The organism is Luteirhabdus pelagi, from assembly GCF_016827595.1.
GTDB classification, from domain to species: domain Bacteria; phylum Bacteroidota; class Bacteroidia; order Flavobacteriales; family Flavobacteriaceae; genus Luteirhabdus; species Luteirhabdus pelagi.
Genome location: NZ_JAECMS010000006.1, coordinates 38,057 through 51,011, shown reverse-complemented (window position 1 = coordinate 51,011; position 12,955 = coordinate 38,057). Strand labels below are relative to the sequence as shown.

Below are 12,955 nucleotides of genomic sequence, written 5' to 3'. Positions count from 1 at the left end.
AACTTTAAATCCTAGAAACACAAATTAGTCTGCTGATCTTTACCATATCGAACTAACTCTTATGATATGATGATTAGAAGTAGTATTGTTTCGTGGGTTTTATATGTAAGTAGGATTCTCCTTATAATTTTGTTTACATACGCCGCCGTAAGTAAGTTAGTGGATTTTCAGCAGTTCGGGGTGCAATTGGGGCAATCTCCATTGTTGACAGCTTTTGCCGATTATCTCGTTTTAGCTGTGCCCTTATCTGAGATTGCGATTGTAGTACTGCTTTTAATAAAACCTTGGCGGCTATTCGGGTATTATGCAAGTTTTTCGATTCTTCTGATGTTCACAACATATATAGTGCTGACATTAAACTTCAGCGATTATGTTCCCTGTTCCTGCGGTGGGGTTTTGGAAGATCTTGGTTGGTCAGAGCATATAATTTTTAATCTAGCCTTTGTTTTGCTGGCAACATTTGGTGTTCTGTATTTGGAAAAATCATTTGGTAACCTTAAAAAATTAAAGGATGGAGTTTAAGGGACCATACATCAGGCTTAGTGTTGTCGGCTGTTTAAGTGTAGCTGCAGTTATTTTACTATTTCTACTTTCTGAAAACCAGATCCATCGCAATAATGCTTTTACCAGAAGATATCCACACCATCCAACCACTAAATTATTTGACATTCCTTTGGGATTCGATTCCTATTATCTAGCCGGATATGACGAGCCTTTTGTGTATCTGGGAAACACTACCGCCCCAAAGCATATTGTGAGAGTAAACCTGAGATCAAAGGATACAACCCATATTAGGGTTCAAATGGAGAACGAGGAACTCCCCTACAAATTTATCCAAATCAAGGTTGTAAAGCCATACTTCTTTGTGATGGATGGAACCGTTCCCATTATTCTAAAGGGAAGTTTACGTAACTGGAAGGCCGATACTTGGATGAAGGACGAGGCTTTCTTCTCGAGTGCATTGCCGATCGATACCCAAACTATCTATGTAAGGACTATAAGCAGTAAGACAAATGAATCTGTTTTGGGAGTAGTGGAAAAGAATGAAAACTTCTTGGTTGATATGAATCCAAATGTTTTGGAACGTCAGGTAGATGGAGTATTTGATGTAGATGGGATAATGGTCAGCGATAATGCAAATCAGAAATTGGGATATGTCTATTACTATCGAAATGAGTTTATGATAATGGATAGGGATTTAAAACTAATGAAACGTTTACATACAGTTGATACCATACATAAGGCGAGGCTTGAGCTTTCAGAAATCAATTCCCATGGGGAGATACAAATGAATAAGCCGCCATTGATGGTAAATAAGTGGGCGGCACTTTCACGAAACTTACTATTTATTCAATCAGACCGATTGGGTAAATACGAGCCAAAGGAAATGTTGGAGAAAGCTTCGATAGTTGATGTTTACGATTGGGAGAACGAAACCTATGAATTTAGTTTTTATCTATATGGAATTTTAGATGAAAAACCCCGTGAATTTAATGTTTATGGAGATCTCCTAATCTCATTAATTGGAAGTCACCTCGCCGTTTATAGATTAAAACCAGAACATTTTGAAGATTGATACTTGAACTAAAAGAAATTAAAATTTACTGGCCAGTAACAGGAAATAGATCGAAAACCTGTAGAAAAAAGTAGATCATAATTTTTTAAATATACTATTATGAAAACACGTAAATTAAAATTCATGATTCCGTTATTGGCAATTGTTTTTGCCGTAACAAGCGCCTTTACTACCGCTGATACTTCAAAGGTAGAAAGTGCTAGCATCCTGGGTTATTTGGATGCACCTTCGCCATGTATGCAGTCGGTAAGTTGCTTACCGTCTGGTACTGTTGTGTGTACCAATGCACGTGGGGCGCAAGCCTATGGAAAATTTCACCCTAATGATACCACCTGTCCAAGGGAGGTTTATAAGAATTAAGGTGAAACAGAACCGAAAGGAGGGAGCCAATTTGGCTCCCTTTTTTATTTAGAAAGTAAATGAAGACACCATTCTAAATGGGTTCTTTTAGTAGAGGACATTTTCCTATCTAAATCCTGCTGGATTTTTTCAACTAGGTCAGAAAGTAATCTTGAAACAATGCCCTTAAAGTAGTCACTATAGCCTGTAGTAATTATTTGAGTTGGAATTGAAGGAGAAAAACCGTCTGCTTTCAATATTTCTTTAAGCTTTTTGATGTATTGATACTGAAGTTTCTGCCACCGCAATAAAACTCGTTCATTTTCTGTATCGATTTTATCCCACATTTCTTTTTGAAAATTCAAGTACATCGATTCGATAAAGAATTCGTTTAGACGTTGTTCCATTCCTTCCATTCTCGTTATGCGCATGGGCTTGAACAAATCATCTATAACTTCAATCTGGTTTGCCAGGACCTGGTCTTGCGCCGAAGAATAATAACCTGGAGATTGTAAAATCCAATCCTTATCCCTTCGCAGTTCCTTTGCCAAATACTGTAATGCCTTTTGCTGTTTTGCAATAGGAATTGGGGTGTATGAAATGCTGGACGTTCCATCTTTACCATAGTAAACCGTATATCCCCCGATTAGCGTTGAAACGTATCCCAGTTGTTTATACCAAAAATCAATTGTTCTTGAATATAATCTTTCTCCTATATCCTTGGGAATTTTTCTAATTCTTATAAGTTGCTGAATTAGCGCAAGGGTTCTTTCGATGTTTTGAAACCCCAATGCTGCACTGGCTATAGGATCTTTATTATCGGTGACTTCGTTGTAATACTGTGGTCCCTTGGTTTCAAATTGTCCTATATTGAAGTGAAACCATGGGGTTGAATTCTGGATACTGTCCATTTCGTTGTAACACTTAGTTTCCCCTTCCTGGGATAAATCCTGATCAAGTTCCCTATAGCCCCATTCTATCATAAAGCTATCTGCGGGCCCGACTTTTTGCATGAGCAAGGAGACGGGAATAGAATCTGACGGTTGCGGAAGATAGTGGTGTCTGGAATATGTCATGATACTGGGGGTGTGGCCCATTTTCTCTAGCCACTGTGTATTTCGCATTTCTGTAAACGGATAGGCATATTCACCATAGTGACCATCCCGTAACCCAAGGGCATGACCTACTTCGTGCGCCACTAGTGACTGGATAAGCTCACCCATAAGGGAGTCGGACCATGGAAAATTTTGAGCCCTTGGATCCAAAATGGCGCAACGCATGAAGTACTCTTCCCATAAAGCCTGAAATGAGGATTTTAGTACAATATCCGATTTGATGATTTCCCCTGTGCGATGATCTACAATAATATGCGCGGTAGAGCCGCTTCTAGGTTCCTTTCCCTTTTCATAGTCTTCAATTTGCCATTGAACCAGTGAGGTATTAATACTGTTACGAAGGAATGGGTCATCTTTCTCTAATTCCTTTACCTGAATAGCGTTGGTAAAACCAGCAGCCTCAAATGGCTTTTCCCATTCCAGTAATCCTTTTTTTACATAGGGGATATATTTCTTGGGAATTTCCTTATCAAGATAAAAAGTTATAGGCTTGATGGGCTCAGAGAGTTCTTTGTCAGGATGTTTCTTCTGCAGCCGCCACCTAGCTGTTCTTCCAGTGGCTTCTTTTGGAAAATGATTTATAGCACTATACACGTTCTCCGAGGAAAAGCCCATTCTGTAGTTGAAGGGACGGACAGGCATCGGAGAGGGCATAAGCGATATGTTTAAGTAATGTACAGAACTAAATTCACCTTGCTCTCCACTTTCAATTCCCGATACTTCCACTATAAGTTCATTACCCTTACAATGAATATTTGAAATTGAAAATGTTTTCAGACTATGACTTTTTAGAAACCCAGTTTTCTTAATAAAGCTTTTCAGTCCTATCGAGTAGAAATCATTATTTCCGAAATGGATAGGAAGGTATGCAAGAAGTTTCGGGGAACCTTCATCATTTATTTTATTTGTCTCCTCTATATAAAGGAGGGAGTCATTTACAGTAAAAAGTACTTGTTCATAGTTTAAACTGCCCTTAGAGAGAAGCAAAGGTCTTTTTAGAATTGATTCGTCAAACTCTAATATTAATCCTGTTTCGGTATTTACAACCTGAAAATTATCGCATAAGGATACCGGTTTCTTGTTAGCCTGCCCCCATAGGGGACAGGTGGCTAACAAAAAAAATACCACGGAGCAAAGAATAGGCCAAACTAGCCCCGTGGATTGGACAAGCCTGAGGAGTAATTTTGTTTTTTCTTTAGTACCCATCATTTTGAGGCAATAGATTAGGATTCAACAATAGTTCGGCTTCAGGAATGGGCAATACTACATCCGTTGGATCCCAATTAGGCTTAATTGGGGTGAGTTGCTCAGTTGCCCTTTCGGTGCGTTTTAGGTCAAACCAACGATGGCCATGTTCGGTGAACAGTTCAATTCGTCTTTCATGTAGAATAGCATCCAAAAGAGCAGTAGTGTCCGTATCGGAAAAAAGGGAGAGGCCAGCCCTATTTCGTATCGTATTTAAGCGTTGCTGTGCAATAGCTATATTCCCCAATCGGGCATTTGCTTCAGCTGAAATCAGATATAGCTCCGCTAATCGAATGACGATAGATAGTTCCTGGGTCTCACCAGTATTTGAATTTAATTTATACTTAAAAGGGTGGTACCAGGTTTCGGTACCATTGGAAGCAGTTCCAACCCAATCGGCAAAGCGTTCATCACCAGTCTCGAAACTTTCCACCAATTCGGCTGAAAGAGCAGTGTTAGGTGGCGGGCCAGAGACAAAAACATAGGTCAGTGCATCGATAGTGTTGGCACCGGGCATACTGGCATCGAATTGCCATATGGTCTCACTGCTGTTTTTTAGGAAAACGTCCGAAACTGACTCATTGAGACTATACGGACCACTGTTTAAAACTTCCTCCGCCATTGTTCGGGCTAGCTCCCATTGTTGTGAATAGAGATAGGCCCGGGACAAGAGTGAAGTAGCAACCCATTTGTTCGGCCTTGTATTAGTGGCATCGATAGTGGTAGGTAAGAGTTCTCGCGCTTCCAATAGGTCCAAAACCACGTTCTCATATACTTCGGCAGTGCTAGACTTTGGGATTTCACTATTTACCAGATAATCGGTAGTCTGGACATACGGAACGCTACCATATAAATTGGTGAGATAAAAATGGAGGTAAGCCCGAATGAAAAGTACTTCCCCAAGAAACTGACTCCTTTCTTCTTCCGAAAGGGCATCAGACCCTTCCACTCCCTCTTTTATGGCATTCGCTGCATAGATCAGGTTATAACTGCTGTTCCATACATTGAGCACGATATCATTAGAGGGCAATAATGAGTTTTCATAAAACGAAAGCAAGGCTGGCTGTTCATTGGTAAAAAGCGTAAGTTCATCAGCATAATGTCCCATGAGATAGCCAACTCCAGAGCTCCCACCACTGCTCAATGCATTATCGCGCATTTGGCTGTAGATATCGATGATGGCAGCTTCTACGGTGGTTGGGTCATCAAATACGACGTCACCGGTCAATTCACTATCGGGGTTGTCAATCTCTACAAAATCCTCGCAGGAAATACAGATAAATGCTGCTACAAGGAACATCAAAATTGGTAACCTTCCTTTTGAAATCATATGTATATATAAAATCTTCATAATAATGTATTTATAGGGTTATTTTAGTTCCTAAAGTGACGATGCGCAATGGAGGTAAGGAGGTGCTTGACCTTGTTTCAGGATCTAAACCATCATAGTCTGTAATCGTCCAAAGATTCTGTCCGCGCAAGAACACATCCCATTGAACCTCATTTCGTCCCATGGGGATTTGGTAATTCAGGGATAGGTTTTTCAATCGTGCATACGATGCGTCGACAATGGTGGCATCGCTTTCTGTATAGTTAACATAGGAATTCAGGGCTTCCCCGTTTAAACCTGAGGTAAAACGTTGCACGGAAGTCTGGTCCCCAACCTCCTGCCAACGATCCAGTACACTTTCGGGTTGGTTCCGCATCGATCCAACCAAACCTCCAGTTGCAAAAAAGCTTCTTCCCAATTGTTTTGAGAACTGGAAAAGAATATCCAAGGACAGGTTCTTATAGGATAGCGTGTTCTGTAACCCACCATAATAAGAAGGAGATAGATCCTTGATTAGCTGTCTGTCGTCGGGTGCGGATATAACGCCATCACCATTGAAATCTGTAAATTCATAAAGCCCTGTTTCAGGATCAACGCCTTGTGACTGATATACCTTAATGATATTTAACGATTCGCCGATTGCCAATTGTTCCGCAAATGTTGATCCCTCGAGGTTTGGGAATTCCAACAGTTCCGTATCGGGAACGGTTATATTGAAACTGGTTCTCCATGAAAAATTTGTATTTTCAATATTCCTAGTGTTCAGTGTGAATTCCCAACCGGTATTCTCTACGGTGGCATCAAGATTGGCCGTAATGCTGCTAAAACCTGTCGTGCCAGGCAGCGGAATACCAATAAGTTGGTTAGAGGAACGGTTTCGGTAGTGACTTCCCCTAAAAAAGATCCTATCATCCAAAAAGCCCACATCTAATGCTATTTCCAATTTCTTGTTCTTTTCCCAGCTATAGTCAGGATTGTATAAACGACTCGGACGAAGGCCAATTATGGAATTATATTGGGTGGCACTCAACGCATAGGTATCTAGGTATTGGTAATCCCCAATTTGATCATTACCCGTGGTACCATAACTTCCACGAATTTTTCCAAAGCTTACAAATGGTAGGGATTTTTGAGCAAAGGGTTCTTCCGAAAATAACCATGCAGCCCCGAGCGCTCCAAAGTTGGAGAATCGGTTATTGGGACCAAAACGACTGGAACCGTCCCGTCTTCCCGTAAGATTTATGATGTACTTGCCTTTATGATTAATGTTCAAACGTCCGAATAGGGCATGATAGCGATACTGGGTATCAGTATTGGCAAGTAGAAAAAGATTGGAAGCCGCCGCTAAATTCTCGATAAGAGCATTGGTGGTAAAATCGCTGGCATACTGCGAAAGCCGCTCGCTGTTCTGCTCTTGGAAGGTACTTCCAATAAGGGTTTTGAATTCCGTTTTCCCAAGCGAAAATGAATAATGTAGTTGCGGTTCCACAATCCATGAGTTCCGTGAACCTGTATTATGGATGGCAGAGGAAACCTCACTTCCCAAACCGAACGCAGGATCCAAAATCGTAGAGGGTACGGTTCGAAGCTCGGTAAGGTCACTTTGTGTGTATCCAAGGCTGGCTACTCCCTTAAAGCCCTTGAAAAACTTATATTCCAATGAAAGGTTACTGATAAGGCTTGATCCTTCTGCCTCATATTTGCTTTCCAACTGACGTAAGGGATTTTGCCAGGTGGAGTTTTCCCAATTTAAGCTGCCCTCCTCATTATAGAGTTCTGGTGCGTTTGGGGCCAATGACATGGCTTCGCGGACCAAATCGGTCGCCAGAAGGTTATTCTTGTCTAATGTATAGGTGCCCGAAAACTGTAAATGGAAACGATCATCCTTGGAATTATGCGTAAGGTTTGACAAAACCGAAAGTTTATCATTATCAAAATTGCCAGGAAAAACAGTGGTCTGTTTTTGATAGTTTCCACTTACTAGATACCGCAGCTCTTCATTGCCGCCCGTAACGGAAGTTTGAAGGTTTGTAAAATACGCTGTCTTTCCAAATAATTCATCTTGCCAATCGGTATACCGGTCTTCCTCCCAGGTTCCATTTATGTCATAGGCATTCGGTGGGGGAGGGTCAATTCCGTCATTTCGGTATGCTTCTCGGCGCATTTCAAGGTATTCAGGAGTTTCCAGTAAATCTATTCTATTAGCTACCGCACCGAGTCCAGAACTGCCTGAAAAAGTTAATTGGGTAGCACCATATTTTCCTTTTTTGGTGGTTATCAATACTACACCGTTGGCACCACGGGAACCGTAAATTGCGGTAGCATCGGCATCCTTTAAAACCTCTATGCTCTGAATGTCGGCCGCGTTTATAAAATTTAGGGGACTTACGGCACCTCCAGCAATTATGGAACCGGAGGTCTGTCTATCTCCCAAGGAGCTTCCACTATATGGTACACCATCGATTACATAGAGCGGATCATTGCCTGTAGCACGAATACTATTTTGTCCGCGGATCTTGATTTCGAACCCCGATCCTGGAACTCCCGATGATTGTACCACTTCAACACCGGCCATTTGTCCTTGAATAGCTGAAAGCGGGTTGGTTAAGGGTTGCTGTTCTATTGTTTCTTCATCAACCTTAGCGATACTTCCTGTGCGCTCTTGTTCACTAACGGAATAATATCCAGCATTCAGGGTTACGGCTTCCAATTGCGTAACATCCTCTTTCATCTGGACATCTAGTGTTGCCCTACCGTTTAGTGGTATGGTTTGAGTGATAAATCCAAGCGAGGAAAAAACTAAGGTATCGTTTTGCTGTGCAGGTAAAGTGTAGATGCCATTTAAACTTGAGACCGTACCCCTTAGGGTGCCTTTAATGGTAACAAGTACTCCTGGCAATGGCGCTCCCTCGCTATTGGTTATAAGACCTTCTACCGATGTCTGTAGCCACGAGTTTACATGTGGTGATTTGGGCTTGTAAGAAGTGTTGCCGAGCATTGAAAGGGATATGCAGAAGCCTAGAATTAGGCATAGGATTACCCTTCCCCGTGCTGTGTGGGTATTTTTCATATCTTTAAGTGTTGTTAGTTTAGTTATTAATGATAGCCTCCCAGAATGTCCTTTACCATATTGGGAGGTTTTTTAGTGCATTATACTATTGGTTTTGGTTCGCATAATTGTCTTGGCATACCATTGCACTTTCCATTATGGAAAGCAATGTATGGTTTAGTTGTTGTACCTGGCGTTAGCGGTTGCCAATAAGGGGAGAAAAAAGGCGCGGTACTCAACTTATCAACTGGAGGTACTGGTATACCTAGCAACGATAAGAGAGCCCACGCCCGGGTCGTGAGCCAATCTACTTATCATCTCGTTGCAAAAAATTACCAGTTTTCCAGTTGAGAATCAAAGCGATAGCTTCAAATAATATTTATACGAAGAATCGCAAATTTATAATTATCATTCAAATATATATAAAATCTATTTAATGTGGTATTAAAATACCACTAAATAAACAACGAAATCTTGGATATTCCACGAAAACCATATAAATGAATATCCAACAGAAACAGGAATTGCTAAACGCTTTTGGCAAAAACCTTTCTAGGGAAAGAAAGCAAAAGGGGTTAAGTTACCGTGAATTGTCCTTGCGTTGCGATGTAGATTATAGCCAGATTAGTAAAATTGAAAAAGGACAAGTTAGTATTCAGATTACTACACTTTTTGAACTGGCTTGTGGACTAGGTATACCAGTGAAAGATTTATTGGATTTTGACTTTACGTTAGGGGATCAATGTTAATTCTACTATGATTAGGAATAAAGTAGATAAAATTGAAATACAGTAAAACAGAACGAAAACTAAACGCTCAAATTTCTCATAGGATTAAGGAACTTCGTGAAGAAATAGAGCCAGTGCAGTCAAAATTTGCTCGGGAACACTTTATCGACCGACAACTTTTAAATATGTGGGAGAATACTTTAGACGATAGAGGCATCACGATTCATACCATTCAAAAATTCTGCAACATGATTGATATTTCACTATCCCATTTTTTTAATAGTGATTTGTTTGAATAATTCGACCTAATTTTTCAGAAGCTTCAATTGTGAATCAATTTCCTTCTGAGCGTATTTTTCGGCTATCATTAATGTCCGATCTCATGTACACTATTGAAGGCTAGGCAAGTTCTTCCTGTATTGAGTTTACTACTTTACAACTCTATTTTTATAATTTCTCCTAGCAATTTATTTATATGCTAATAAATATAAAATAGTGTAAATACGTAAAAGTATATGCTTTTAGATATACTTATCTCAGTAATTGAAATACATAGCATCAATCTTTAATTTTATGTGTTTTTGCAATTGTGCATTCCTTGAATATTGTTTTAATTCAGCTATTTTCTTGATTTTTCCAATGGGTTGTTCTATTTTTAAGAATTAACTCCCCCCATTTTTAAATTTTTAACACTTCATTTTATGGGGAGGTCATTACGTATTTGTTTGGCAATGGGCGGCGGTGTGTCGCTAGGTTCTTTTTCTGGCTCTGCTTTAACAGAAGCCCTCAAGCTTCTAGTGCTTTATGGAAAGTATAAAAGTGAAGACGAGTCGGAACTTCTTTACGATAAAATAATCGTAGATGGTATGAGTGGCGCAAGTGCCGGTGCTATTTCGTTAACTATTTTATTGAAATGCCTAATAGATTACACCTCTATGCTGCCATTATTGGAAAAGACCCCTTCGGAAGACGAGTTAATAGCAGAATTAGCGAATGATTACTTTTCGGGAAATATTTCTAGCGCAAAGAATCACGAAAGAATCGAAACACTTAAGGCATTACAAGTTGCGCAACTAATACAATATCAGATATGGGTTGAAGAGGTAGACTCAAAGAAACTTTACGGCGATAAAGGAAAAGATGACTTTCGTGCCAACATACATGATTCTTTTGGATTGTTAGATCGGGGATTACTGGAGCGTCTTACAAAGAAGTACCTCATGAAATCCGATGGAATAGATATTTCAAACCGAAAGGTGTTGGATAAAACGCGTGTGGTTTTTGCTTGTTCTTTAACCAATCTATTACCCATAGAAATTGAAATGGACCATGAGGGATTGTCGAAACTTGAAAAAAATGTACTAAAGTCTGTAGGATCACAGAACCATTCTGAAATTAGAGTTATAGATTTTGTGTTCGATGAATCAAAACTTGGTAATAAGGATACGGATAACCGTTGGTTAAAATTCACCAATCAGCCTGATCAAGATAAGGAAACGCATTTTTCACTTACCGGGAAGGAGTCCTGGGCAACGATATCAGCCTCGGCATTAGCTTGTGGTGCCTTTCCAATAGCATTCGAACCTGTTCTTCTAAAACGCTATGATTCCGAATATGGGAAAGGCTCTCCATTTAACCAATGGCCAACACCATTTTTGGATTTACAGAACTCCATAACTAACTCGAAGAATAGGTATGGTAATGACTATAATGACAATAGCTTTTTTGCTGAAAAAAACGGTGAGCCAATAGACTATAAAAGCTTTAATTTCCCCTATATAGATGGTGGAACGTTTAATAACGAACCTATAAAGGAAGCATTTAGAATTGGAGCCTTTCAGGATTTTGGAAATTTTGGAGAGGAACAGGATCGTTTAATTCTTTTTGTGGATCCTATCGTTCGGGAGGATACAAACCATTCCTTTAAGGTAGATTCTTTCACTCCCATTAAATCGGATAAGGAATTGGCAAAGCCAAACTCTGAAATTAACAAATTGATAGGAGCCACCTCAGGCATTATTGGTTTACTCGCTAATCAGGGGAGTATAAAGGAGGAACATAAAATTTTGGATACCAAAGAGAACTTTGAATTGCGAAATACTGTTTTTAAGTACTTGGAAAAAAATCCAAAGCTGGGAGATACTATGACTGTCCCTATATTGAAATCAGCGTTTGCCAAAATATATAATAACCTTTGGGCAAAGGTAATTTCTTCTGGAACCCGAAATCCCATATCGTATTTTTTGAATGAATTAGCCAAAAATTGCCATGAAAAGGGTATTGAACAATCGGCTTGCCTAGCTATTTCACCAACTGACTTAGAGGATGTGAAGGAAAAGATTGATAAGAGCGAGATTGGGGATGACGATATGGCTGAAGTCTATAAGATTTTAGGAATTGCTACTGACGACGAGGCCAAAAATACTTTTGCGCAAACGGTTTTCAAATTGATAATAGATTTTTCCCTCAACACCGATGGTAAAAACCCAAACGCAACTCGTGCTGCAATTCTTCCTATTAATAAAGAACTTAATACTATAAACCTTCCAGGCTCGGAACTAGAAGCATTTGGTGGTTTTGCCTCTTTAGCTGCTCGCCAATATGCATTTGAGTATGGAAGGCTCAGTGCATTGAAATCCCTTAGTGAAGAGGATGGGTTCCGGAAAGGTTCATTCCTGTTGGATGACAATCTTAATCATATTGAGCAAAGAATTGAAAATAAGATCCGGTCAATTGGTTTTTATGATAAGGAGAATGATTATTCGGGTAACTTAAAGAATAACCTTTTTGTGCCTTCGGTTAATAGAATCAAGGGTATGCTACTGAAAAATAAACTTGTTTCTTTTTTACTTTTAAAGGTTCCATTTGTCGCTACCTCATTACTCGGAACTTTAGCTATGCCGGTAGTTTCTATTGTGTCTTTGTGGAAATCAATTTTCAGCAAATCTCCTTGGAGAGGCTCTAATATACTTCAAAGAGTTATTGATAGTGGATCTAGCCAAGTAAACTATGTTACACTAACACCAATAAACTTTTCTATTCTCTCCGATAAAAAAATTGGAAAGAAAGTGCTTGTTCGATGTAGTGATTGCAATGATCCTATAAAGATAACAGCTCATGAGAATGATTTTAAAAGTGAGGGGCAAAAGAGGTATCAATATCTTTTCCAGCTGTATTTACTAAAATATGTTGAGAAGGCGAAGATGGCTCAAGTCGACAGTAAAGCACTTTCATCGGGTGGCGTTGAAAACAAATTAATTGAGCGTATGGGGATTTCGATGGAGAAAAGGGTTAAGCTACCGAAGGATATTGATGGAAACTTTGATGTGAAAGGAAAGCAGTTGGCACTTCAAAAGAATTATACCAAAATTGTCGAGGAGATAAGAATAGATCGGGTAAACCTTCCTTTTATTGTGAATGTTTTAAATGATGACTCTCAGACACTCCACCATTCCGTAAAAAATATTAACGCACATGTAAATCCATTGGTTGAAATTGATGTAAATAGGTTAGGGGAGGGGTGGTATTTTAGGGAGCAGACAGAATCTTTAGATTTAAAAATGTTGAAATAAA

9 protein-coding genes are annotated in these 12,955 nt (G+C 39.6%); 6 read left to right on the top strand and 3 right to left on the bottom strand.

All coding sequences use genetic code 11. From position 1 onward, the window contains the following. The first annotated feature begins 66 nt into the window (after positions 1–66). The 3 genes from I4Q58_RS14125 (at position 67) to I4Q58_RS14115 (ending at position 1,936) form a co-directional block, all read left to right on the top strand. Positions 67–522, top strand: a complete 456-nt coding sequence (locus I4Q58_RS14125) for a MauE/DoxX family redox-associated membrane protein (RefSeq protein WP_203296554.1) — start codon at positions 67–69, stop codon at positions 520–522. Next, entirely contained in the window at positions 512–1,576 is a 1,065-nt protein-coding gene (locus I4Q58_RS14120) for a hypothetical protein (protein WP_203296553.1), read from the top strand. The genes I4Q58_RS14125 and I4Q58_RS14120 overlap by 11 nt, the downstream gene beginning before the upstream one ends. A 99-nt stretch (positions 1,577–1,675) precedes the next feature. Then, positions 1,676–1,936: a DUF6520 family protein gene (locus I4Q58_RS14115; protein WP_203296552.1), complete on the top strand. Its 261-nt coding sequence runs from the start codon at positions 1,676–1,678 to the stop codon at positions 1,934–1,936. Between the two features lie 44 nt (positions 1,937–1,980). Here the strand turns inward: I4Q58_RS14115 and I4Q58_RS14110 are convergent, their stop codons facing one another. The 3 genes from I4Q58_RS14110 to I4Q58_RS14100 form a co-directional block, all read right to left on the bottom strand. Then, positions 1,981–4,017, bottom strand: a complete 2,037-nt coding sequence (locus tag I4Q58_RS14110; protein ID WP_203296551.1) for a zinc-dependent metalloprotease — start codon at positions 4,015–4,017, stop codon at positions 1,981–1,983. A 208-nt stretch (positions 4,018–4,225) separates the two neighbouring features. Further along, positions 4,226–5,626, bottom strand: coding sequence for a RagB/SusD family nutrient uptake outer membrane protein (locus I4Q58_RS14105; RefSeq protein ID WP_203296550.1), 1,401 nt, complete (start codon positions 5,624–5,626; stop codon positions 4,226–4,228). Positions 5,627–5,636: 10 nt separating this feature from the next. Next, the gene (locus I4Q58_RS14100; RefSeq protein ID WP_203296549.1) at positions 5,637–8,675 is read right to left on the bottom strand and encodes a SusC/RagA family TonB-linked outer membrane protein; all 3,039 of its coding nucleotides are present in this window, start codon (positions 8,673–8,675) and stop codon (positions 5,637–5,639) included. 479 nt (positions 8,676–9,154) lie between these two features. On the opposite strand from I4Q58_RS14100, the gene I4Q58_RS14095 reads away from it, so the two are divergent. From I4Q58_RS14095 to I4Q58_RS14085, 3 genes are all read left to right on the top strand, one after another. Next, positions 9,155–9,403, top strand: a complete 249-nt coding sequence (locus tag I4Q58_RS14095; protein ID WP_203296548.1) for a helix-turn-helix domain-containing protein — start codon at positions 9,155–9,157, stop codon at positions 9,401–9,403. A 32-nt stretch (positions 9,404–9,435) separates the two neighbouring features. Further along, entirely contained in the window at positions 9,436–9,681 is a 246-nt protein-coding gene (locus tag I4Q58_RS14090) for a helix-turn-helix domain-containing protein (protein ID WP_203296547.1), read from the top strand. 402 nt (positions 9,682–10,083) lie between these two features. Further along, the gene (locus I4Q58_RS14085) at positions 10,084–12,954 is read left to right on the top strand and encodes a patatin-like phospholipase family protein (RefSeq protein WP_203296546.1); all 2,871 of its coding nucleotides are present in this window, start codon (positions 10,084–10,086) and stop codon (positions 12,952–12,954) included. Position 12,955: the final 1 nt, after the last annotated feature.